At 64.2% G+C, this 22,520-nt stretch carries 18 protein-coding genes; 13 read left to right on the top strand and 5 right to left on the bottom strand.

What is annotated here, in order from left to right:
• Nucleotides 1-499: 499 nt before the first annotated feature.
• The 4 genes from MHM88_RS17665 to MHM88_RS17650 all read left to right on the top strand — a co-directional run bounded on the left by MHM88_RS17665 (nucleotide 500) and on the right by MHM88_RS17650 (nucleotide 5,948).
• Nucleotides 500-2,506 carry a bifunctional diguanylate cyclase/phosphodiesterase gene (locus MHM88_RS17665; RefSeq protein ID WP_239367922.1) on the top strand — a complete coding sequence of 669 codons (2,007 nt, stop codon included), beginning with the start codon at nucleotides 500-502 and terminating at the stop codon, nucleotides 2,504-2,506.
• Between the two features lie 221 nt (nucleotides 2,507-2,727).
• Nucleotides 2,728-3,774 (top strand): TRAP transporter substrate-binding protein, encoded by a 1,047-nt coding sequence (locus MHM88_RS17660; protein WP_239325128.1) that lies wholly within the window; start codon nucleotides 2,728-2,730, stop codon nucleotides 3,772-3,774.
• Nucleotides 3,775-3,864: 90 nt separating this feature from the next.
• Nucleotides 3,865-4,446 carry a TRAP transporter small permease gene (locus MHM88_RS17655; RefSeq protein ID WP_239325126.1) on the top strand — a complete coding sequence of 194 codons (582 nt, stop codon included), beginning with the start codon at nucleotides 3,865-3,867 and terminating at the stop codon, nucleotides 4,444-4,446.
• Nucleotides 4,443-5,948, top strand: a complete 1,506-nt coding sequence (locus MHM88_RS17650; protein WP_239367920.1) for a TRAP transporter large permease — start codon at nucleotides 4,443-4,445, stop codon at nucleotides 5,946-5,948. The genes MHM88_RS17655 and MHM88_RS17650 overlap by 4 nt, the downstream gene beginning before the upstream one ends.
• Nucleotides 5,949-6,009: 61 nt before the next feature.
• Here MHM88_RS17650 and MHM88_RS17645 read toward each other — a convergent pair whose 3' ends face one another.
• Nucleotides 6,010-6,936, bottom strand: a complete 927-nt coding sequence (locus MHM88_RS17645; protein ID WP_239325122.1) for a hydrogen peroxide-inducible genes activator — start codon at nucleotides 6,934-6,936, stop codon at nucleotides 6,010-6,012.
• A gap of 182 nt (nucleotides 6,937-7,118) precedes the next feature.
• Between MHM88_RS17645 and katG the strand changes: the two genes are divergently transcribed.
• Nucleotides 7,119-9,335 carry a catalase/peroxidase HPI gene (katG, locus tag MHM88_RS17640; RefSeq protein ID WP_239367918.1) on the top strand — a complete coding sequence of 739 codons (2,217 nt, stop codon included), beginning with the start codon at nucleotides 7,119-7,121 and terminating at the stop codon, nucleotides 9,333-9,335.
• A 56-nt stretch (nucleotides 9,336-9,391) separates the two neighbouring features.
• Here katG and MHM88_RS17635 read toward each other — a convergent pair whose 3' ends face one another.
• The 3 genes from MHM88_RS17635 to MHM88_RS17625 all read right to left on the bottom strand — a co-directional run bounded on the left by MHM88_RS17635 (nucleotide 9,392) and on the right by MHM88_RS17625 (nucleotide 12,577).
• Complete coding sequence (locus MHM88_RS17635; protein WP_239367916.1) at nucleotides 9,392-10,501, bottom strand: thiolase family protein; 1,110 nt, start codon at nucleotides 10,499-10,501, stop codon at nucleotides 9,392-9,394.
• Nucleotides 10,501-11,655: an AMP-binding protein gene (locus tag MHM88_RS17630; RefSeq protein ID WP_239367914.1), complete on the bottom strand. Its 1,155-nt coding sequence runs from the start codon at nucleotides 11,653-11,655 to the stop codon at nucleotides 10,501-10,503. The genes MHM88_RS17635 and MHM88_RS17630 overlap by 1 nt, the downstream gene beginning before the upstream one ends.
• A gap of 64 nt (nucleotides 11,656-11,719) precedes the next feature.
• A complete protein-coding gene (locus MHM88_RS17625; RefSeq protein ID WP_239325114.1) occupies nucleotides 11,720-12,577 on the bottom strand; it encodes a MurR/RpiR family transcriptional regulator in 858 nt (285 codons plus the stop codon).
• Between the two features lie 104 nt (nucleotides 12,578-12,681).
• Between MHM88_RS17625 and MHM88_RS17620 the strand changes: the two genes are divergently transcribed.
• The 8 genes from MHM88_RS17620 (at nucleotide 12,682) to MHM88_RS17585 (ending at nucleotide 21,335) form a co-directional block, all read left to right on the top strand.
• Nucleotides 12,682-13,455, top strand: a complete 774-nt coding sequence (locus tag MHM88_RS17620) for an N-formylglutamate amidohydrolase (protein WP_370687509.1) — start codon at nucleotides 12,682-12,684, stop codon at nucleotides 13,453-13,455.
• Nucleotides 13,452-14,039, top strand: coding sequence for a TRAP transporter small permease subunit (locus tag MHM88_RS17615; RefSeq protein ID WP_239325110.1), 588 nt, complete (start codon nucleotides 13,452-13,454; stop codon nucleotides 14,037-14,039). Before MHM88_RS17620 ends, MHM88_RS17615 begins: the two co-directional genes overlap by 4 nt.
• Nucleotides 14,036-15,355, top strand: coding sequence for a TRAP transporter large permease subunit (locus tag MHM88_RS17610; RefSeq protein WP_239367910.1), 1,320 nt, complete (start codon nucleotides 14,036-14,038; stop codon nucleotides 15,353-15,355). The genes MHM88_RS17615 and MHM88_RS17610 overlap by 4 nt, the downstream gene beginning before the upstream one ends.
• Nucleotides 15,345-16,082: a DUF4336 domain-containing protein gene (locus tag MHM88_RS17605; protein ID WP_239367908.1), complete on the top strand. Its 738-nt coding sequence runs from the start codon at nucleotides 15,345-15,347 to the stop codon at nucleotides 16,080-16,082. Before MHM88_RS17610 ends, MHM88_RS17605 begins: the two co-directional genes overlap by 11 nt.
• A gap of 29 nt (nucleotides 16,083-16,111) precedes the next feature.
• A complete protein-coding gene (locus tag MHM88_RS17600) occupies nucleotides 16,112-17,146 on the top strand; it encodes a TRAP transporter substrate-binding protein (protein ID WP_239325104.1) in 1,035 nt (344 codons plus the stop codon).
• Between the two features lie 101 nt (nucleotides 17,147-17,247).
• Nucleotides 17,248-18,612: a glutamine synthetase family protein gene (locus MHM88_RS17595; RefSeq protein ID WP_239367906.1), complete on the top strand. Its 1,365-nt coding sequence runs from the start codon at nucleotides 17,248-17,250 to the stop codon at nucleotides 18,610-18,612.
• A gap of 102 nt (nucleotides 18,613-18,714) precedes the next feature.
• Nucleotides 18,715-20,097 (top strand): aldehyde dehydrogenase family protein, encoded by a 1,383-nt coding sequence (locus MHM88_RS17590; protein WP_239367904.1) that lies wholly within the window; start codon nucleotides 18,715-18,717, stop codon nucleotides 20,095-20,097.
• 92 nt (nucleotides 20,098-20,189) lie between these two features.
• Entirely contained in the window at nucleotides 20,190-21,335 is a 1,146-nt protein-coding gene (locus MHM88_RS17585) for an iron-containing alcohol dehydrogenase (RefSeq protein WP_239367902.1), read from the top strand.
• 63 nt (nucleotides 21,336-21,398) lie between these two features.
• Here MHM88_RS17585 and MHM88_RS17580 read toward each other — a convergent pair whose 3' ends face one another.
• On the bottom strand, nucleotides 21,399-22,406 hold the full coding sequence (locus MHM88_RS17580) for a LacI family DNA-binding transcriptional regulator (RefSeq protein ID WP_239367900.1): 1,008 nt from the start codon (nucleotides 22,404-22,406) through the stop codon (nucleotides 21,399-21,401).
• Nucleotides 22,407-22,520 lie beyond the last annotated feature (114 nt).

Raw genomic sequence — 22,520 nt, 5'->3', positions numbered from 1 at the left:
CATGTTCGGCGCATGCAGCCAGTCTGCCGGACCATCCGGAAACAGCGTCCCGTTCAACTGGTCAACCATGAATATCAATATGTTAGGCGATGTCATAAGGGGCGTCTTTCAGATTGCTCAATGTGTCGGCCCTCACCAAGGGCGAGGGCATACGTCCATCCAAAGGCGCACCGACCACTGCTGAACACCGGCGTCGATGCGCCCCATTCAGCACCGGGAATCGGCTTGGTGCGGATGTTGGAGGCGACCTAATCAATTATTGACTGATCAGTCAATCAAATTAAAGTTTCCTCATTCAACTTGCCCGGACAGCGCGCAGCAGCGGCGGGGCCAGCGCACAGACCCGCCGGGCGCTGGCATTTTGCTCCGCCTCCGGCCGCCAGCCGTTGCCCCCGTTTTGAAAGGGTTAAATCGGCTCTACGTCGCAAATCCTGAATGCAACCTCCAGTTGACAGATGCCCTGCTGGTGTTAGGCTCCAAATGGGGACAGGAGGGACCAATGCTGATCGGTCAGGAGCGGCGCAGTCTGGTGCAGAGCGCGATCTCTGCGTCGCTGTGTCGTGTCACCCCCCTGGCACAGGCCGCGATTGTCCTTCTGTGGTCATCGGGCGCCACAACGGCGACGCCCGTATCTGGCACATCGCTCGATCCCCGCACTCTGCACACCCGCGCGGCAACCTCCGAGGCCGCCTTGGCGGATGCGCTGTCGCTGCCGCCGCCGCTTGCCCTGATCGTGCTGACGGCGCTGTGCGGTCTGATTGCGCTGGTGATGGCGGGGGCCGAAGTGCTGCGCCGCACGCGGCAGCAGCATCGCACCGCGCCCGACGAGAGCGCTCCACGGCTCAGCACGCATCTGACCGAAAGCATCGCCGTCCTCGACGACCAAGCGCGTGTGATCGATGCCAATGACAGGTTCAGATCGGAAACCGGCCTGCCGCTGGATCAGATCCGCGGCCGTCACATCTGGGCGCTGCATCGCCAGGGCTTTGGCAAATCCTTTTGGGACGCCGTCCTCGACGAAGCCCGAACCGAAGGGCGCTGGTCTGGCGAATCCCGGTCTCTGGGACATGGCAACCGGGCGGAATCAGAGGATTTCAGCGTCACCGCCCAGATCAGCGGCCGCAACGCGCCCACCTTTGAATTCCGTTCACAACGCCAGGTCCGCCCCGACACATCGCCCGCCCCCAATGCCGAGTTGCGCGACGCGCTGACCGCGCTCCCCAATCGTCGCGCCATCAAAACGCTGGTCGAAATGGCGATCGTACGGGCCGCGTCCTCCGGGCAGGGGCTGGCATTGATCCTAGTCGATCTGGATCGCTTTCGCGACATCAACTCGGTTTTCGGCGACGACATGGGCGATCGCGTGCTGGAGCACCTCGCCGAGGCGCTGCACGCCGTCGCCCGCCCCGGCATCACCGTCGGGCGGCTTGGCGGTGACGAATTCATCCTGGTTGTCGAACAGGCCACCACCACCGAGGCCCTGTCACATGTGGCCTCGGAGCTGCTCCATGCGCTTGGCGACGAGCTGACGGTCGACGGGCTGACCTGCCGCCTCAGCGCCAGCCTGGGCGTCGCGCAATACCCCAAGGACGGCAAGAGCCAGCGCGACCTGATGCAAGCCGCGGGGGTCTCGCTGTGCCATGCCAAGGCCAAGGGGCGTGGTCAGGTCTGTTTCTTCTCCGACAACATGGAACAGCGCTCCGAGGAGAGCCTGCAAATGGAGACGGACCTGCGTCGCGCCATCGCGGCGGGCGAGCTGATGATGTTCTACCAGCCGCAGATCGACCTGCGCACCGGGCAATGCATCGGTGCCGAGGCGCTCTTGCGGTGGCAGCATCCGGTCAAGGGGCTGCTGTTGCCGGGGGGCTTTGTTCCGCTGGCGCTGGACACCGGGCTGACCACCGCGATCGACCGGTTTGTGGTCAGCGAGGTCTGCGCCCAGTTCGGCCAGTGGCATCGTGCCGGCCTTGCGCCAATGAACCTGTCGATCAACCTCTCCGCGACCTCGCTGCTGGCGCCGGACTTCGGCAGCGACCTCTGCGCGCTTGCGGACCGCCACCAGGTGGATCTGGCCCGGCTTGAGATCGAAGTCCTCGAAAGCACCATGCTCCCGCGCATGCGCAGCTCGCTCAATTTGATCGACGAGCTGCGTCGCCTGGGCATTCGTCTGGCGATCGACGATTTTGGCACCGGCTACTCCTCTCTCGCCATGCTCAAGGAGCTGCCGGTTGATCGCATCAAGCTGGACCGGCGGTTCATTAAATCGCTGCCGCAGAATTTCAAGGATGACCGCATCGTCGCGGCGGTTGTTGCCATGGGGCGCAGCCTCGACATGACCGTGATCGCCGAAGGGGTCGAAACCCAGGCACAGAAGGACCGGCTGATCGCCCTGGGCTGCACCCAGGCGCAGGGCTACCTGTTCGGCCGCCCGATTCCCGCAGATGAGTTCGCCGCCCGCTGGATGAAATATCTCGCCCCTGCCTCCTTCGTCGGCGTGGCAAACTGACCCGCAGCCCGCGCCGCATGGTGAAAATATCGAAAAATCACCGGCCCTCTCCCGTTGATAGTTACAAAAGCACCTAATAGCCCTGAGCGCGGGGACGTTTGACCGTGCCGGGACCGCCGCGTCGGCGCAGTGCCCAAAAATTGGGCACGACATCACGCACGGGTACGATAAGGTTGCCGCAGAGGAACCGGAAAAGGTCCCCGGTCAAAGGGAGGAAACGCATGACCACTCGCAGAACGATTCTCGGTGCCGCCGCGGCGATGGCGCTCACCGCCATGGGCGCCCTGCCCGCCGCCGCGCAGGAGGTGACATTGAAGATGCACCAGTTCCTGCCCGCGCAGGCAAACGTGCCGAAACTGATCCTGGATGTCTGGGCCGACAAGGTCGAGGCCGCGTCCGACAACCGCATCAAGATCGACCGCTACCCCTCGATGCAGCTGGGCGGCAAGCCGCCAGAGCTGATCGACCAGGCGCAGGACGGGGTCGCCGATATTGTCTGGACCGTGGTCGGCTACACGCCGGGCCGCTTCCCCTCCACCGAGGTCTTCGAACTGCCCTTCATGATGACCAACGCCCGCGCGGTCAGCCACGCCTATTGGGACATGATGGAAAAGCACTGGCTCGACAGTGAATTCAAGGACTTCAAGATCCTCGCAGGCTGGGTCCATGGTCCCGGCATGTTCCACACCTCCGACCCGGTCGAGGCACCGGAAGATCTGGAAGGCGTGAAGATCCGCGGCGGCTCCCGCTCCGTGAACGCGCTGCTGACCGAACTGGGCGCCACCCCGGTCGGCATGCCGGTGCCCGCCATTCCCGAGGCGCTCTCCAAGGGCGTGATCGACGGCACCACCATCCCGTGGGAAGTCACCACCGCGTTGAAAGTGCCGGAACTGGTGGAAAACCACACCGAATTCGAGGGCCGCGCACTTTATACGCTGACCTTCGTGCTGGCGATGAACAAGGAAAAATACGAGAGCCTGCCCGATGACCTGAAAAAGGCCATCGACGACAATTCCGGCCTGGAAATGTCGGTGTTTGCCGGCGGCACCATGGCCGATGCCGATATGCCGGCGCGGGAAAACGCGCTTGATCTCGGCAACAACGTGATCACGCTGGATGCCGAGCAGACCGCCGTCTGGCGCGACCGCTCGCAGCCGATCTACGACAGCTGGCTGGCCGATATGTCCGAACGCGGCATCGACGGCCAGGCGCTTCTGGACGAAGCCACCATGCTGATCGAAAAATACACGCCGCAGTATCAGAACTGATCGGCACGTCCTTGACGGGGTCCGCCTTGCCTGTGCAGCGGGCCCCGTCGCATGCAAGGGTGCTGTATAAAGCCAAAGGTGGGCAAAGGCATGCATAGCTACATGACGGGGCTGGCGCGGATCATGGCGATGATCGGCGGCGTGGTCCTGACACTCCTGATTTTCCTGACCTGCATCTCCATCGCCGGACGCCTGCTGAACGGGGTCTTTCACGGCGACTGGATGGAAACCATGCTGCCGCAGTTTGCGGACTGGATGGCGGCGCGGGTCGGCCCGGTGAACGGTGACTTCGAGCTGGTCGAGGCCGGCGTCGCCTTTGCCATCTTCTCCTTCATCCCGCTGTGCCAGATCACCTCCGGCCACGCGGCGGTGGATGTCTTCGCCAACAGCTTTCCCGCCCGCGCCAATCGCATCCTGCGCATGGTGACAGAGATCGTCTTTGCCCTGGTGCTGGTGCTGATCGCCTGGCGTCTGGGCGCTGGCACCGTCAGCAAGTTCGAAAACGGCGAGACCTCCTTCCTGCTGCAATTTCCGGTCTGGTGGGCCTATGCAGCAAGCCTGGTGGCCGCCGTCGTCGCGGCCATCGTCGGAATTTACATGGCGGTGATCCGCAGCATCGAAGCCATCACCGGCCAGATCCTGGTCTGGGACGGCGTGGAGACCCAGTCATGAGCGCACTTGAAATCGGAATCTGGTCCTTCCCCGTCCTGATGGGGCTCATCTTTCTGCGGGTGCCGATCGGCCTGTCGATGTTCCTGGTGGGCCTCGGCGGTCTGGTTCTCGTGACCGGCGACACCGTGGTGGCCTTTGGCCGCCTGAAGAACGAGACCTATTCGACCTTCTCCTCTTACTCGCTGTCGATCATCCCGATGTTCTTCCTGATGGGGCAGTTTGCCACGCTGGGCGGCATGTCGACGGCGCTGTTCAAGGCGGCAGAGGGCTTTATCGGCCACCGCAAGGGCGGCGTGGCCATGGCCGCGATCGGCGCCTGCGCCGGCTTTGGCGCCATCTGCGGCTCCTCGCTTGCCACCGCCGCCACCATGGGCCGCGTCGCCCTGCCCGAGCTGAAGAACTACGGCTATGCCAGCGGGTTCTCCACCGCGACACTGGCGGCGGGCGGCACCCTCGGCATCCTGATCCCGCCCTCGGTGGTGCTGGTGATCTATGCCATCCTGACCGAGCAGAACATCGCCAAACTGTTCCTTGCCGCCTTCATTCCCGGCCTTCTGGCTGCTCTGGGATATGTCATCGCGATCTCGATCTACGTGCGCCTGTTCCCCGAAAGCGCCGGCACCCGGGAGCCGATCCCGTGGCGCGAACGCTTTGCGCTGCTGTTTGCGGTCTGGCCAGTGCTGCTGGTCTTTGGCCTGGTGGTGGGCGGCATCTACGCGGGCTGGTTCACCCCCACCGAAGGCGCGGCCGTGGGCGCGCTTGGCACCGGGCTGATCGCGCTGGCCAATGGCGGCATGACCAAGCGCACCCTGACCGACAGCTTCATGATCACCGCACGCTCCACCGCGATGATCTTCTTCATCGTGCTGGGGGCCGGGTTCTACAACGGCTTTCTCGCGCTGACGCAGGTGCCGCAGGAACTGGCGAATTTTGTGGTTGCACAGGGTCTCAGCCCCTGGATGGTGCTGGCCCTGATCCTCGTCTTCTATCTGCTGCTGGGCTGTCTGATGGACAGCCTGTCGATGATCCTGCTGACCATCCCGATCTTCTACCCGGTGATTTCGGCGATGGATTTCGGCCTGGTGTCGCTGCCCGCAATGCAGGCGGAGGCGGCGATGGAGGTGCTGCGCACCGGCGTGCCGGAGGGCATGGGGGCCGAGATGCTGGCCTCGATCCAGGACGCCATCGCCACGGGCACGGAACTCACCCGCGAGCAGATGAAGGAACTGGGCATTCGCGTGACCCAGGGCATCGCCAACCGGCTGGAGACCGAATATGTCGCCATCTGGTTCGGCATCCTCACCCTGATCGTGGTGGAGGTCGGGCTGATCACGCCGCCCGTGGGCATGAATCTCTTCGTCATCAACGCGATGGATCCCAAATCGCGGATGGTGGACACCTACAAGGCGGTGATGTTCTTTGTCGGCTCCGACCTGATCCGGGTGGTCATCCTGGTGCTGTTCCCGGCGATCACCCTGCTGCCGCTGATGCTGCTGTACTGACCCCTGCCCCGGCGCCCCCTCCCGCATCAGGGACCGGGCGCCGGGGCGGTTTTCCTGCACGTCAGGCGGGCAGGACGTGGCGATTTTGCTGATGCAGGCTTTCTGCCGCCTCCCGCACCACCTCGGCAATCTCCTGCAATTGCGGCGCCAGCGGGCTGGTCTTGCGCCACACCATGCCGATGGTGCGCCCCGGCTCCTCTTCTTCGGTAAACCGGGCCAGCGACACCGGCGCGGAGCGGGTTTCGACCGCCACCGCCATCTCGGGTATGATCGTCACCCCGATGCCCGCGCCCACCATCTGCACCAGGGTCGACAGCGAACTGCCATCCAGCCCGTCGCGCGGCAGGGCCGGACGGAAGTTGCAGAACGAGACCGCCTGATCGCGAAAGCAGTGGCCTTCCTCCAGCAGCAGCAATTTCATCTCCCGGAGCCCCTCCGGAGAGGGCACCGGCTTGTCCGCATCCGTGGCGCAGCGCACCAGGACAAACTTCTCGTCAAACAGCGCAACCTCGGACAATCCGGGCTCCGACACCGGCAGCGCCACAATGGCGGTGTCCAGCCGGCCATCCAGCAGGTCGGTAATCAGCCGCTGCGTCAGGGTCTCGCGGACATGCACGTCCAGCCCGCCATGCGCGGCGTTGAGGCGATGTATCAGGGTCGGCAGCAGATAGGGCGCTACCGTCGGGATCACCCCGATCCGAAGCCGCCCGACCATGCGATCCTTGGCCAGCCGCGCCATATCGCCCAGCTCGTCCACCGACCGCAGAATATCGCGCACCCGCTCGGCAAAGTCCTGACCAAACCCGGTCAGCCGCACCTGCCGCGCGCTGCGCTCGAACAGGACCACCCCCAGCGTCTCTTCCAGCTCCTTGATCTGCACCGACAGCGCCGGCTGCGAAATCGCGCAGGCCTCCGCGGCGCGCCCGAAATGACCGTGACGGGTCAGCGCTTCGAAATAGCGCAGCTGTTTGAGGGTCATATTGTTCATAGTTTTTTCTTATCGGAACAATGAAAAAATGCAACTTAGAATAATTCTGAACTCTTGCTATAAAGACTCCTGAGGGCAGGCGTCAGATCTTCTGTGGATTCGCAACGGACCGCAGCCGGAACAGCCGACGCCCCCGACAGTTCAACAACTGTCCCCACCACGGACAATTTCTGGAGGAAGACATGGACGGACAAAACACTGGCGCAGGCGGCGGCTGCCCGTTTTCCGGCGCAAACACCAACAAGGGGCGTCGCTCCAACCGCGATTGGTGGCCGAACCAGCTGAACCTTGCGATCCTGCATCAGCACCAGGCACGCCAGAACCCGCTCGGCGAAGACTTCAACTATGCCGAGGCCTTCAAGGGGCTCGATCTTGACGCGGTCAAGAAGGACCTGATCGCCCTGATGACCGACAGTCAGGACTGGTGGCCCGCGGATTACGGCCACTACGGCGGCTTGATGATCCGCATGGCGTGGCACTCGGCGGGCACCTACCGGACCGCGGACGGTCGCGGCGGCGGCTCCACCGGCACCCAGCGCTTTGCGCCGCTGAACTCCTGGCCGGACAACGGCAACCTCGACAAGGCCCGCATGCTGCTGTGGCCGATCAAGAAGAAATACGGCAACGCCCTGTCCTGGGCCGACCTGATGATCCTCGCCGGCAACTGCGCGATCGAATCCATGGGTCTGAAACCCTTTGGCTTTGGCGGCGGGCGTGCCGACGTCTGGGAACCCGAGGAAGACATCTACTGGGGGGCCGAGGACGAATGGCTCGCCACATCGGACCACGAACAGGCGCGCTACTCCGGTGATCGCGAGCTGGAGGACCCGCTGGCCGCCGTGCAGATGGGTCTGATCTACGTGAACCCCGAAGGCCCGGACGGCAACCCGGACCCCATCGCCTCCGGTCGCGACATCCGCGAGACCTTCGCCCGCATGGCGATGAATGACGAGGAAACCGTGGCGCTGACCGCCGGCGGGCACACCTTCGGCAAGGCGCATGGCAACGGCCCGGTCGAGGCCGTCGGCCCCGAACCCGAAGCCGCACCGATCGAGGCGATGGGCCAGGGCTGGCTCTCCTCGCATAAATCCGGCAAGGGTGTGGACACCATCACCTCCGGCATCGAGGGCGCGTGGACCGCAAACCCGACGCAATGGGACATGGGCTATTTCGACGTGCTGTTCGGCTACGACTGGGAGCTGACCAAATCCCCCGCCGGTGCCTGGATCTGGCATGCCAAGGACCTCAAGGACGAGGACCACGCCCCCGAGGTTGACGGGTCGGGCAAGAAGGTTCCGATCATGATGACCACCGCCGACATGGCGATGAAGATGGACCCGATCTACGGCCCGATCTCCAAGCGGTTCCACGAAAACCCCGAAGAGTTCGCCGAAGCCTTCCGCCGCGCCTGGTTCAAGCTGACCCACCGCGACATGGGGCCAAAGGCCTGCTACCTCGGGCCCGACGTGCCGGAAGAAGACCTGATCTGGCAGGACCCGGTCCCGGCGGTCGATCACCCGCTGATCGGTGACAGCGAGATCGCATCGCTCAAGGCAGAGATCCTGGCCTCCGGCCTGTCGGTGCAGGATCTGGTCTATGTGGCCTGGTCGTCGGCCTCCACCTTCCGTGGCTCCGACAAGCGCGGCGGCGCCAATGGCGCGCGCATCCGCCTGGCCCCGCAGAAAGACTGGGCCGTCAACGAGCCGGCAAAGCTGACACGGGTCCTGAGCGTGCTGGAGGGCATCCAGTCTTCGTTCAACAGCGCTGCCTCCGGCGGCATGAAAGTCTCGCTGGCCGATCTGATCGTGTTGGCAGGGTCCGCCGCGGTGGAGAAATCCGCCAAGGACGCGGGCTTTGACGTGACCGTGCCGTTCACCCCCGGCCGCACCGACGCCACCGACGAGCAGACCGACGTCGAGAGCTTTGACGTGATGGAACCGCAGGTGGACGGGTTCCGGAACTACGCGCCCAAGAAGTTCTCGGTCTCGACCGAGGAACTGCTGGTCGACAAGGCACAGCTGCTGACGCTTTCGGCGCCGGAGATGACCGTGCTGGTGGGCGGCCTGCGGGCGATCGGGGCCACCTATGGCGACAGCGATCATGGCGTGCTGACCACCCGCAAGGGCCAGCTGACCAATGACTTCTTCGTCAACGTCGTGGATCTGGACACCAAATGGACCGCCACCGATGACAGCGGCGAGGTCTTTGAAGGCGCGGATCGCAAAACCGGCGACGTGAAATGGACCGGCACCCGTGCCGACCTGATCTTCGGCTCCAACTCGCAATTGCGGGCCCTGTCGGAGGTCTATGCGCAGGACGACAACGCAGGCAAATTCGTGTCTGACTTTGTCGCCGCCTGGGTCAAGGTCATGGAGCTGGATCGCTTCGACCTGGCCTGATGTGCCGGCAGCTGCATCACCGGGAAGGCGCCGCATCCGCGGCGCCTTTCTTTTTGTCAGCCTGCCACGACCTCAAACAGGGCTGCGGTTCCGATGCCCCCAGCTGCGGCAATCGCCGCAAGCGCCGGAGGATCGCCCGCCCGCAGCGCATGAAACAGCGTCACCGCCAGAACCGCGCCAGACGCCCCCACCGGATGCCCCTGCGCCAGGGCACCGCCCGTCGGGTTGACAATATCAGGCTCTAATCCGGCCTTTTTGATGCATCCGAGGGCCTGAACGGCAAAGGCCTCCATGATCTCCGCCCGCCCGAGATCCCGTGGCTTCAGCCCCTGACGGGCAAGGAGTTCGGCAATGGCCGGGACCGGCGCCAGACCGGGTTGCTCCGGGCGCGCGCCCCGGGTCGCACCATCCAGCAGGCGCAGCCCCGCCGCGCCCAGATCCTGCGCCAGGCGATCGCTCACGATCACCACAAACGCCGCCGCATCTGCCGCCACCGCCATATTCGCCGCCGTAATGCAGCCGGCAACCGGCTGTGCCCGGGCGCAGTGGCGCGCCGTCAGATCGCGGGTGAAAGCATCCGCGACACAGCCCGCGATTGGCACGATTTCCACCCGTCGCGCCTCTGCCGCCTGCCGCGCCAGCGCATGGCTCCGCATCGCCCAGCCATCCTGCTCGGCCTGTGCAATCCCCAGATCCGCCGCCAGCGTCGCTGCCGCCTCGGCCATGTCCGGATCGCACTCGGCCCAGGGCGTGAACCGCGCCTGATCGTAGGGGACAGGCGGGCGGCCATCGGCAAAGGTGCGCGAACGTAGCGGCCGCCGCGAATAGCTCTCGGCCCCGCCGGCGATCACCACCTCATGCAGACCCGCCGACACCAGCGCATGCCCCAGCACAATGGCATCCAGCCCGCCCGCGCATTGGCGGTCGATGCTCAGTCCCGCGACCTGTTCCGGCAAACCGGCAGCAAGCGCCGCGCTCCGCGCCGGGTTGCCACCCGCGCCAAGCGCGTTCGACAGGATCAGCTCTCCGACCGCCGCAGGCGCAAGACGTGCATCCGCCAGACAGGCCCGGATCACCGGTCGGGCCAGCTCATGTGGCTCTAACTCGGCGAATTTACCGCCTCTCGGCACAATGGCACTGCGCCGCGCGGCGATGATCCGGGGCATTACTCCGCCTCCAGAAGACGGCGCAGCGCCCGGAGGTCCGGCTTGCCGGCGGCGAGCATGGGCAACGCCTCCATATGCCGGATGTCGCGCGGCACCGCATGTTCGCCGATGTCCTGACGGCAGAGCTGGCGCAGCACGCGCGCCGGGGCGGTGCCCTGCACCACCGCCACAATCTTGTGGCCCCGCCGCACATCCGGCAGCGCCAGCGCAACCGCAGCCTCGACCCCGTCGGCCTGCAACAGCACGGCTTCGACCTCTTCCGGAAACACATTGCGATCAGCCACCGTCACCATCCGGTTGCGTCGCCCCTTGGGATAGAGGTTGCCCACCGCATCGATCCATCCCATCTCGCCGATGGTCAGCCATCCGCCCTGCCAGCGCGTCTCCGCGCTCTGTCCCTGTTCGTAACCATCAAACAGATAGGGGCTGCGCATCCAGATCTCGCCCACGCCAGCCGCATCCGCATCGGCGATGCGCAGCTCGACCCCCGGATAGGCGCGCCCGACGGACTCGGGCGGCGCATCCGGCCCCGCCAGGGTCATATAACTCGTTTCCGACGCGCCAAAGATCTCCTGCACCGTCGCCCCGGGACAGAGCGTCGCCAATGCCGCGCGGGTAGCCGGGTCCAGTTTGCCACCGGAGGAGAAGATCAGCCGCAGCTGCCGCAGCGGCTCCGTGGGCCCCGCCCGCAACAACAGACGCAGCTGAGCCGGCGTTGCATAGAGCACCGTCACCTTCAGCCCCAGCAGCTCCCGCATCTGGCGGCGCGGCGATCGTTCGCCCAGCATCGCCAGATCCGCCCCCATGTGACAGGCCGCAACCGCCGCAAACAGGGTCAGGGAGTGCGACAGGGTGCCGAGGCTGGCATAGACATCCGCCGCCGACAGGCCGAACATTTCGCGGTCCATCTCGAAGCTGCGGATCCAGCTTTGCGGTGTGCGCCGGATCGTCTTGGCATAGCCGGTCGAGCCGGAACTCTGGCAATAGAGCCACTGTTTCGTCTCTAACACGGGGGAAATCGGCGCATCACCCGGTCGGGCCAGGATCGACTGCCCGGCCTTCAGCGCGGCCAGAAGCTCCGCCAGGCCGGCCACCTCGGGCGTCAGGACGCGGGTCAGCGGCGAGAGTTGAAATCGGTCTTGGGTCGTCGACATATCCCTGTCCGCCATATCCGGGTCGGCCCGCACAATAGCCTGCGCGGGCGGCGGCGAACAGAGCTCAGGTGAACTTGCGAAACAGGCGCGTGCGGTCAAAGGCCGCCTCAAGCTCATCCGTGCGCGCCTTCACGGTTTCCCACTGATCCTCCTGGATCTTGGCGATCATGCTCTCGACCAGCAACAGCAGCGCCACGCCGGAATCCCAGGCCGAGGGCACCGCGATCCGCGCCGCAAACGTGTAGGTCGCCACCTTCTGGATCGGAGAGCGCCACTGATCGGTGAACAGCACCACCTCGACGCCGCGCTCATGGGCCATTTCCGCCAACAACAGGGTCGCATTCTCGTAGCGGCGGATGTCGAACAGGATCAGCGTGTCGCCGGGCAGCAGGTCCAGCACCGAGTGAGTCCAGGAGGCCCGCGGCGGGATCATGAAGACATCTCTTCGGATCATCTGCAAATGCAGATAGAACGTCTGCGCCAGCGTACCGCTCAGTCGACCTCCGGCGATATGCACGCGGCGGCTGGTGTCGGCCAACAAGGCGCAGAGCGTGTCGAACTCCTCCAGGTTCACGTTTTCCAGCGTGGCCCGGATATTGTCGTAGACCCCCACCGCATAACGGTTGAGCATATGCGCTTCGGGCAGGTCCGGCGTCTGTTCGGCGCGCTTTTCCACCGGGTTGGAGATGATCTCCTGCAGCTCCGCCCGCAGGGCATGCTGAAACTCCGGATACCCCGAGAACCCCAGCTTCTGCACCATACGCGCGACCGTCGGGGTGGACACCTGCGCCAGCTCCGCCAGCTCCGTGATGCTGCCCAGGCCGGGAATCGGGTAGTTGTCGAGGATCGCCGCCGCCAATTGCCGCTCCGCCCGCGTCAGGTCCGGCTCGCGGGCTTTCAGTTTCTCGGCAATCGTCGGCATGCACGGCCCTCCTGCTCGGCTTTTCTGCATATTATTACAGAATGAGTATTCGTGAAAGAATTTTTACAGAAATCATATTGACAGAAGGCACCCGGCTGAAGAGCATGCTTCACATGAACACGAATGCTCCCGCTCCGACCTATGGTTCCCCGTACTCCATCACGCCCGCCGCTGCGGGGGCCGAGGTGATTGTGGTCTGCGAACACGCGGCCAACAGGATCCCCCCGGAGCTGCACGAGCTGGGCCTCGATGTCTCCGCCCGGCACAGCCATATCGCGTGGGATCCGGGCGCGCTTGGCGTTGCGCGCAAGCTGGCCCATCTGCTCCGCGCGCCGCTGGTCGAAGGCCGCATCTCGCGCCTGGTCTATGACCTGAACCGCCCGCCGGAGTCCCCGACTGCGATTCCCGCAACCTCCGAGATTTTCGACGTTCCCGGCAATCGCGACCTCTCGGACGCGGCGCGCGCGCAGCGGGTCGAAGCGGTGTACGAACCGTTCCGCGCCGCTTTGGCGACAGAGATCGCCGCCCGCAAAACGGCGCTGCGCCTGATGGTCACGGTGCACAGCTTCACCCCCGTCTACAAGGGCGAAACCCGCGCGGTGGAACTGGGGCTGCTGCACGGCCGTGATGACCGTTTTGCACAGGCGATGCTGGCGCATCCCCCCGAGGGCCTGCCGTGGAACACGCGCCTGAATGAACCCTACAGCGCCAGCGACGGCGTCGCCCATACGCTGGATCTGCACGGCTGCGACAACGGATTGCTGAACGTGATGCTGGAGATCCGCAACGATTTGATCGCCACCGTGGATCAGCAGGACACCTGGGCCGAAGCGCTTGCGCCCTGGATTCGCGCCACCCTGGAGGAGAGGTTCGCATGATCGGAGCCATGCTGGGATATGTACGGGTGGTGGATGCGGTGAACTATCGCATCGGCCGCCTGATGATGTGGGGGCTGTTTGCGATGATGGGGATCCTCCTGTGGTCCTCGATCTCCAAGACCTTCTTTCTGCCCTCGCTCTGGACGCTGGAAATGGCGCAGTTTGCCATGGTCACCTACTACATTCTGGGCGGCCCCTATTCGATCCAGCTGGGGTCGAACGTGCGCATGGACCTGTTCTATCACAACTGGTCGACGCGGCGGAAAGCCTGGTTCGACGCCTTCACCGTGCTGGCGCTGATCACATATCTGGCGATCCTGTTCTACGGCGGCCTCGGCTCCACGGCCTATTCCCTGGGCTATTGGGGCGACAATCCTTTTGCCTTCTTCTGGGGATTGATCACCGGCGCCGAGGAAGTCGGTCATATGGAGCGCGCCTCCACCGCGTGGCGCCCCTTCATCTGGCCGATCAAATCCATCATGGTCTTCGGCTTCTTCCTGATGCTGCTGCAGGCCATCTCGGAACTCTTCAAAGACATTGCCCGCCTCAAGGGCCACGACATCCCAAGCGAGCGCCCCTCATGAGCCAGGAATATATCGCCATCTTCATGTTTGCATCGATGATGCTGATGCTCTTCACCGGGCAGCGCGTCTTTGGTGCGATCGGTGCCGTTGGGGCCGTGGCGGCGCTCCTGCTTTGGGGCGTGGGCGGCTATGACATCCCGTTCTCGGCGGCGATGAAGCTGATGAAATGGTATCCGCTGCTGACGCTGCCGATGTTCATCTTCATGGGCTACGTGCTGAGCGAAAGTCGCCTGGCCGATGACCTCTACAAGATGTTCCATGTCTGGATGGGGCCGGTGAACGGCGGCCTGGCGATCGGCACCATTGGTCTGATGGTTCTGGTTTCTGCCATGAACGGTCTGTCGGTCGCTGGTATGGCCATCGGCGCCACGATCGCGCTGCCGGAGCTTCTGCGGCGCGGCTATGACAAGACCATGGTGACCGGCGTCATTCAGGCCGGGTCTTCGCTCGGCATTCTGGTGCCGCCCTCGGTGGTTCTGGTGCTCTATGCGATGATCGCGCGCCAGCCGGTGGGGCAACTGTGGCTTGCAGGCGTAATACCGGGGCTGATGATGGCGGGCCTGTTCATCCTCTACATCTGGCTGCGCTGCAAGGCGAACCCGGCGCTTGGTCCCGCGATGGAAGACGCCCACGAGGTGCCGCGCGCCGAGAAACTGCGCCTCCTCGGGGCCGGCGCGCTGCCGCTTTTGATCTTTGCCGCGATGATGGTGCCCTTCGTCAACGGCTGGACCTCGCTGGTGGAAAGCTCCGCCATCGGTGCGCTGACCGCGCTCGCGGCCTCGATCGCCAAGCGGCGCATGACCTGGAAGATCTTTGAATCCTGCACCAAGAGCACGCTGGCGATTTCCTGCATGTTCATGTGGATCATCCTTGCGGCGCTGGGTTTTGGCGCGGTGTTCGACGGGCTTGGGGCCGTGAAGGCCATCGACAGCCTGTTCACCGAGCAGCTCGGCCTCAATCCCTGGATGATCCTGATCCTGATGCAGCTCAGCTTCATCATCATGGGCACCTTCCTTGATGACACCGCGATGCTGGTGATCGTCGCCCCGCTCTATGTGCCCCTGGTTGCGGCACTTGGCTTTGATCTGGTCTGGTATGGCGTGCTCTATACGATCACCACCCAGATCGCCTATATGACGCCGCCCTTCGGCTACAACCTGTTCCTGATGCGCGCCATGGCCCCGCCGGAGATCTCGCTCACCGACATCTACCGGTCCATCGTGCCCTTCGTGGCGATCATGGTGGTGGCACTGGCGATCATCATGACCTTCCCGCAGATCGCGCTCTGGCTGCCGGAGACCGTATATGGCAAGTGACGCGCCCCTCCTGACACCTTTGGGTGAGGACATCTGGATCGTCGATGGCCCGACCATCGACTTCTACCGGATCCCTTTCCCGACCCGGATGACGGTCATCCGGCTGACCAATGGCGACCTCTTCCTGCATTCGCCCATCGCCTACACAGAGGCATTGGCGGACGAACTGGAGAAGCTGGGCACCATCCGTCACCTCGTGTCGCCCAACTGGATTCACTACGCCTACATCGCGGACTGGCAGCGCCATTGTGCTGATACCATCGCATGGGCGTCACCTGGCGTGCGGGAGCGGGCACAGAGCCGCAAGGTCGAGATCAACTTTGATCGAGATCTGGAGGACGGCCCTGCGACAGACTGGTCGGGTGAGATTGATCAACTTATCGTTCGGGGGAGCAAGGCGCACACAGAGGTCGTGTTCTTTCACCAAAAGAGCCAGACGCTGGTGCTCACCGACCTGATCGAGAACATGCACGCAAAGGATCTGCCCCTGTGGGTGCGGCCCTTTGCCTGGGTTGCGGGAATCCTCGCGCCCCACGGAAAAATGCCGCTGGACATCTGGATGTCCTTCTCCGGCAACCGGGACACACTGCGCGCCGCGCTGACCCGCATGCTGGACTGGCACCCCAAGATCGTCGTGCTCGCGCATGGCGACATCCTTCGCGAGAATGCACCGCAACGGCTCCGGGAAGGATTCAGACGGCTGAGGCCCTGCGCTCACAGCCATTGAACTTAGTCCGACAGAGGAGACTGAAAGACATGACAACCCGTCGTAATTTCCTGAAGACCACCGCCCTCGGTGCCGCCGCCGCGCCGCTGGCCACACCCGCCCTCGCCCAGGGCAAGATCACCTGGCGCATGCAGACCTATGCCGGTCCCGCGCTGGCCGCCCATGTGATCGATCCGGCGATCCAGATGTTCAACAAGATCGCAGGCGACCGCATGCAGATCGAACTGTTCTACGCCGATCAGCTGGTCCCCACCGGTGAATTGTTCCGCGCCCTGCAGAAAGGCACCATCGACGCGGTGCAATCCGATGACGACTCCATGGCCTCGCCGACCGAAGTCACCGTCTTTGGCGGCTACTTCCCCTTCGCGTCGCGCTACTCGCTGGACGTGCCGGTGCTGTTCAACCAATACGGCCTGAACGAAATCTGGGACGAGGAATACTCCAAGGTCGGCGTCAAGCATATCTCCGCCGGGTCCTGGGATCCCTGCCACTTTGCCACCAAGGACCCGATCAACTCGCTCGCGGACCTCAAGGGCAAGCGCGTCTTCACCTTCCCCACCGCGGGCCGCTTCCTCAGCCAGTTCGGCGTGGTGCCCGTGACCCTGCCCTGGGAGGACATCGAGGTCGCAGTGCAGACCGGCGAGCTGGACGGCATCGCCTGGTCCGGCATCACCGAGGACTACACCGTGGGCTGGGCCGATGTGACCAACTACTTCCTGACCAACAACATCTCCGGCGCCTGGGCCGGCAGCTTCTTTGCCAACATGGACCGTTGGAACGAGCTGCCCGAGGATCTGCAAACCCTATTCCGCGTCTGCACCGACCAGTCGCACTACTATCGCCAGTGGTGGTACTGGGGCGGCGAGGCCTCCCTGCGCGTCAACGGCGACAAGCTGAAGCTGACCTCGATCCCGGATGCCGAATGGCAGCAGGTCGAAGACGCCGCCGTGAAGTTCTGGGATGAAATCGCAGCCGAGTCCGAGACCAAGGCAAAGGTCGTGGAGATCTTCAAGAAGTACAACGCCGATATGGCAAAAGCCGGCCGCCCCTATCGCTACGGGTGATCCAGCGGGCCGTGCAGGGCCAATGGCCCTGCACGGTCTTGACCAGCGACCGGCCCCGCATGGGGCCGGTCACCGCATACCAACCGCACGGGGAACGCACTATGTCCGGCCAATTCACTCTGGAAGCACTCACTGATGACATCAAACGCGGGGCCATCGACACCGTTCTGACCTGCATCGTGGACATGCAGGGCCGTCTGATGGGCAAACGCTTCCACGCCGAGGCCTTTCTGGAAATGGCCGAAGGCGAAACCCACTGCTGCAACTACCTGCTGGCCACCGACCTCGCGATGGCGACCCCTGACGGCTATGCCTCCACCAGTTGGGAGCGCGGCTACGGCGACTATATCATGAAGCCGGATCTGACGACGCTGCGGCGGGTGCCCTGGCTTGAGGGGACCGCCATGGTTCTGTGTGACGTGATCGACCATCACACGCATGCCCCGGTTGCCCATGCACCGCGTGAAATGCTGAAGGCGCAGATCGCGCGCTGTGCAGAGCTGGGCCTGTCGCCGGTGATGGCGACGGAACTGGAGTTCTTCCTCTTCAAGGGCACCGCCGACGAGATCACGGCAGCGGGGTTTCGCGACCTGCAGCCGATCTCCAACTACAATGAGGACTACCACATCTTCCAAACCTCGAAGGAAGAGCCGGTCATGCGCCCGATCCGCAACCACCTGCGTGCGATGGGCATCCCGGTCGAAGGCTCCAAGGGCGAAGCCGAGGCCGGCCAGGAAGAGCTCAACATCAAATACGACACGGCGATGGCCACTGCGGATCACCACACGCTCGCCAAACACGGCATCAAGGAGATCGCGCATCAGCAGGGCTTTGCCGCGACCTTCCTGCCCAAATGGCATCACGAGCGGGTCGGCTCTGCCGCGCATGTGCATCAGTCGCTGTGGAAGGATGGGTCAAACGCGTTTTTCGATGAGAGCGCACCGCTGGGCAAATCCAGGCTGATGGATCATTATATGGCGGGGCTGTTGAAATACGCCGCGGACTACACGTATTTAATGGCGCCCTACATCAACAGCTACAAGCGGTTTGCCAAGGGCACCTTTGCGCCGACGCAGGTGGTCTGGTCGGTGGACAACCGCACCGCAGCCTTCCGCCTGTGCGGTGACGGCACCAAAGGCGTCCGGGTTGAATGCCGGGTCCCGGGGTCCGACATGAACCCCTATCTGGCACAGGCGGCCATGCTGGCGGCCGGGCTCAAGGGGATCGAGGAAAAGCTGGAGCTGCAAGACCCGTTCAACGGCGACGCCTATGCCTACGACGCTCAGCAACATATCCCGCGCAGCCTGCCCGAGGCGCGCGAGGCGCTTCTGGCGTCCGAGATGCTGCGCGAGGCGTTTGGCGAAGAGGTGATCACCCATTACGCCCGCGCGGCGGAGTGGGAGATCGAAGAGTTCAACCGCGTGGTGACCGACTACGAGATCGCACGCGGCTTTGAGAAAGCCTGATATCGCGCGGACAGGCGGGGGCCAGCCCCCGCACCCCCGAGGTATTTGGAAAAAGCTGAAGATAATCGGGGCCGTTTGCTGCGCCCCCGGAGGAGTTGGCCAATGGGCAAGACACTGAACTGTATTTCGCCGATCGACGGATCGGTCTACGCCAGCCGCGAGACGCTGGATCTGGACGCCGCCCGCGCCGAGGTGGCTGCGGTGCGGACAGCACAGAAAGCCTGGGCGGCGCGTCCGCTGCAGGAGCGCATTGACCTCGTCATGGCAGGTGTCGCCGCCATTGGCGAGATGAACGATGACATCGTGCCCGAGCTTGCCCATATGATGGGCCGCCCGGTGCGGTTTGGCGGCGAGTTTGGCGGGTTCAACGAACGCGCATCGCATATGGCGCAGATTGCGGCTGAATCGCTGGCGGATATCGAGGTTGGCGAGGACGCGACGTTCAAACGCTACATCAAGCGCATTCCCCATGGCGTGGTCTTTGTGGTCGCACCCTGGAACTACCCTTACATGACGGCGATCAACACGGTTGCGCCGGCGCTGATCGCGGGCAACACCGTGGTGCTGAAACATGCAACCCAGACCCTGCTGGTGGGCGAACGCTTGGCAAAAGCCTTCCACGCGGCAGGCGTGCCCGAGGACGTGTTCAAGAATGTGTTCCTCGATCATGACACCACCTCGGCACTGATTGCCGAGAAGGCGTTTGATTTTGTGAACTTCACCGGCTCCGTCGGGGGTGGTCAGGCGATGGAGCGCGCCGCAGCAGGCACGTTCACCGGCGTCGGCACCGAACTGGGCGGCAAGGATCCCGGCTATGTCATGGAGGACGCCGATGTGGATGCGGCGGTCGACACGCTGATCGACGGGGCCATGTTCAACTCCGGCCAGTGCTGCTGCGGCATCGAACGCATCTATGTGCATGAAAGCCTCTATGACAGCTTCCTTGAAAAGGCGCTGGCGGTGGTCAACGGCTACAAGCTCGGCAACCCGCTTGAGGCAGAGACCACCATCGGCCCGATGGCCAATGTGCGCTTTGCCCAAGAGGTGCGCGACCAGATCGCCGAGGCGGTCGAACAGGGCGCCGTGGCCCATATCGCCACCATGGAGGCCGATGATGGCGGCGCCTATCTGACACCGCAGATCCTGACCAATGTCACCCATGAGATGCGGGTGATGCGCGACGAGAGCTTCGGCCCGGTCGTTGGCATCATGAAGGTCTCTTCCGACGAGGAAGCGATCAAGCTGATGAACGACAGCGAATTTGGTCTCACCGCCTCGATCTGGACCAAGGATCTGGAGCGCGCGCAGGCGGTGGGTGACCAGATCGAGACCGGCACCGTGTTCATGAACCGCGCCGACTACCTCGACCCCGCGCTGTGCTGGACCGGTTGCAAGAACACCGGGCGCGGCGGTGGCCTCTCGGTGATCGGCTATCACAACCTGACCCGGCCCAAGTCCTACCACCTGAAAAAAGTCACGGGCTAATCCCTTCATCTTTTTGAAAAAATCTCGGGGGAGCTTGCCGGAGGGCAAGCGGGGGCAGCGCCCCCACCCCGGCTCACCACAGGAACATGCTGATGTCTCTCATTGGAAACTGGTCGTATCCGACCGCAATCAAATTCGGCGCAGGCCGGATCAAGGAACTGGCCGATGCCTGCGCGCAGGCCGGGATCAAGAAGCCACTGCTGGTCACCGACAAGGGGCTTGCCGATCTGCCCGTGACAAAATCCACCCTCGACATCATGGAGGCCGCCGGCCTTGGTCGCGGGATGTTCTCCGAGGTGGATCCCAACCCGAACGAGAAGAACCTCGATGCCGGTGTCGCGGCCTACAAGGCCGGCGGCCATGACGGCGTGATCGCCTTTGGCGGCGGCTCCGGTCTCGATCTGGGCAAGATGGTTGCCTTCATGGCGGGCCAGACTCGCCCGGTCTGGGATTTCGAGGACATCGGCGACTGGTGGACCCGCGCCGATGCCGACGCCATTGCGCCGATCATCGCAGTGCCGACCACTGCGGGCACCGGGTCTGAGGTGGGCCGCGCCTCTGTCATCACCGACAGCGTCACCCACCAGAAAAAGATCATCTTCCACCCCAAGGTCCTGCCTACCGTGGTGATCTGCGATCCCGAGCTGACCGAGGGTATGCCGAAGTTCATCACCGCGGGCACTGGCCTCGATGCCTTTGCCCATTGTGTCGAGGCCTTCTCCTCGCCGCATTACCACCCGATGTCGCAGGGCATGGCGCTTGAAGGTATGCGCCTCGTGAAGGACTACCTGCCGCGCGCCTACGCAGATGGCACCGACATCGAGGCGCGCGCGCATATGATGTCCGCGGCGGCCATGGGCGCGACCGCCTTCCAGAAAGGCCTCGGCGCGATCCACGCCATGAGCCACCCCATCGGCGCACATTTCAACACCCACCACGGCACCACCAATGCGGTTTGCATGCCCGCGGTGCTGGAGTTCAACGCCTCCGAGATTGCCGAACGCTTTGACATGGCGGCGGCTTACCTTGGCATCGCGGGCGGCTTTGACGGGTTCAAGGCCTTTGTGCAGGAGTTCAACGACAGCCTCGGCATTCCGCGCGGCCTTGCGGAGCTGGGCGTCACCGAGGACGCCATCCCCGAGCTGGTCAAGGGCGCGATCATTGACCCCAGCTGCGGTGGCAACCCGGTCAAACTGACCGAGGACAACCTGTCGCAATTGTTCAAAGCTGCACTCTGACTCAACAATCGGTCCCCGAACACCGATGCGACGGTCGCACTGCCTGTCAGTGCGGCCGTTTTTTCAAGGTGCGATCCGGGCGACGCTGCCGCGCTCGATCAGCTCCACCCCGATGGTCTCGGAGGGGCCGGTCAGGCTGCCCGCGTCAATCATGTCGAGCAACAACCGCGCTGCGCGGCCGCCGATCTCGCTGCGCCGTTGTTGGATGGTGGTCAGCGGCGGCGACAGATGGCCGGCGACTTCGATATTGTCAAAGCCCACCAGCGACACATCCTCCGGCACCCGGAGACCGCGATGCTGCACCGCCCCCATAAAGCCGATGGCCATTTCATCCGACGCGCAGAACACAGCACTGGGGCGATCTGTCAGCCCCAGCCACGCCTGCGCGGCCGCCGCGCCGGATTCCATGCTGAAATCGCCCTCAAAGATCCAGGCGGCGCGCGTCTGCGCGCCCTGCGCCTTGATGGCAGCATGAAACCCGTCAAGCCGCGTCTGCGACAGGCAGTTCCCCTGCGGCCCGGTGATGTGGCCAATCCGACGATGCCCCATGCCGACCAGATACGCCACGGCAAGCGCCCCGCCCCCGGCATTGTCGCTCCGCACCGACGGCAGATCTTCCTGCATCCACTCGCAAGCCAGCACGACAGGCGGGCGCGCGGGGCGTGTCAGCGGCGCGGCAGAGAGGGTGCCATCCAGCAGGACAATGCCATCGGCCAGCCCCGACCGCAGGTAATGGGTCAGCCGCCCCTCCGGATCCGGTTCCGCCCGGGTGTCCGCCACCAGAAGCCCGTAACCGGCCTGCCGAAACACCGCACTCATCCCGGCCAGGATCTGTGAAAAGAACGGATTGGCCAGGTTCGGCAACAGCGCGATCACGCTCCCGGTCCGCTGTCGGCGCAGGTTGGAGGCGGTGGCGTTGACCCGGTAGCCGGTCCGCTCCACCGCTGACAGCACCGCCTCTCGCGTCGCCTTGGCCACCACCGACGGTTTCGACAAGGTGCGGCTGACGGTGGCCGTGGACACCCCGGCCGCGACCGCGACATCCTGAATGGTGGCGCTCTTCCTGACCATGACCCGACCTTCCGAGGGGCGCTGGAATGCCCCAACGGCACCGGCCCGTAAACGATTGCGCCTTCAGATCCGTGCACGCCGCGTCTCTGCCGCCGGTTCGGGCCAACCCGCCCG

Origin of the sequence: Epibacterium sp. MM17-32, assembly GCF_022348205.1 — a bacterium.
Classification (GTDB): Bacteria; Pseudomonadota; Alphaproteobacteria; order Rhodobacterales; family Rhodobacteraceae; genus Epibacterium.
Note: the sequence above shows the minus strand (reverse complement) of the source record. Positions and strands in the feature narration are given on the sequence as shown.

What these genes read in the sequence shown, in the direction of transcription:
- MHM88_RS17620 (WP_370687509.1), top strand. Translation starts at nt 12,682, where the DNA reads ATGCTTCACATGAACACGAATGCTCCCGCTCCGACCTATGGTTCCCCG.
- MHM88_RS17655 (WP_239325126.1), top strand. Translation starts at nt 3,865, where the DNA reads ATGCATAGCTACATGACGGGGCTGGCGCGGATCATGGCGATGATCGGC.
- katG (WP_239367918.1), top strand. Translation starts at nt 7,119, where the DNA reads ATGGACGGACAAAACACTGGCGCAGGCGGCGGCTGCCCGTTTTCCGGC.
- MHM88_RS17625 (WP_239325114.1), bottom strand. Translation starts at nt 12,577, where the DNA reads ATGCCGACGATTGCCGAGAAACTGAAAGCCCGCGAGCCGGACCTGACG.
- MHM88_RS17610 (WP_239367910.1), top strand. Translation starts at nt 14,036, where the DNA reads ATGAGCCAGGAATATATCGCCATCTTCATGTTTGCATCGATGATGCTG.
- MHM88_RS17605 (WP_239367908.1), top strand. Translation starts at nt 15,345, where the DNA reads ATGGCAAGTGACGCGCCCCTCCTGACACCTTTGGGTGAGGACATCTGG.
- MHM88_RS17595 (WP_239367906.1), top strand. Translation starts at nt 17,248, where the DNA reads ATGTCCGGCCAATTCACTCTGGAAGCACTCACTGATGACATCAAACGC.
- MHM88_RS17635 (WP_239367916.1), bottom strand. Translation starts at nt 10,501, where the DNA reads ATGCCCCGGATCATCGCCGCGCGGCGCAGTGCCATTGTGCCGAGAGGC.
- MHM88_RS17615 (WP_239325110.1), top strand. Translation starts at nt 13,452, where the DNA reads ATGATCGGAGCCATGCTGGGATATGTACGGGTGGTGGATGCGGTGAAC.
- MHM88_RS17590 (WP_239367904.1), top strand. Translation starts at nt 18,715, where the DNA reads ATGGGCAAGACACTGAACTGTATTTCGCCGATCGACGGATCGGTCTAC.
- MHM88_RS17665 (WP_239367922.1), top strand. Translation starts at nt 500, where the DNA reads ATGCTGATCGGTCAGGAGCGGCGCAGTCTGGTGCAGAGCGCGATCTCT.
- MHM88_RS17600 (WP_239325104.1), top strand. Translation starts at nt 16,112, where the DNA reads ATGACAACCCGTCGTAATTTCCTGAAGACCACCGCCCTCGGTGCCGCC.
- MHM88_RS17630 (WP_239367914.1), bottom strand. Translation starts at nt 11,655, where the DNA reads ATGTCGACGACCCAAGACCGATTTCAACTCTCGCCGCTGACCCGCGTC.
- MHM88_RS17585 (WP_239367902.1), top strand. Translation starts at nt 20,190, where the DNA reads ATGTCTCTCATTGGAAACTGGTCGTATCCGACCGCAATCAAATTCGGC.
- MHM88_RS17580 (WP_239367900.1), bottom strand. Translation starts at nt 22,406, where the DNA reads ATGGTCAGGAAGAGCGCCACCATTCAGGATGTCGCGGTCGCGGCCGGG.
- MHM88_RS17660 (WP_239325128.1), top strand. Translation starts at nt 2,728, where the DNA reads ATGACCACTCGCAGAACGATTCTCGGTGCCGCCGCGGCGATGGCGCTC.
- MHM88_RS17645 (WP_239325122.1), bottom strand. Translation starts at nt 6,936, where the DNA reads ATGAACAATATGACCCTCAAACAGCTGCGCTATTTCGAAGCGCTGACC.
- MHM88_RS17650 (WP_239367920.1), top strand. Translation starts at nt 4,443, where the DNA reads ATGAGCGCACTTGAAATCGGAATCTGGTCCTTCCCCGTCCTGATGGGG.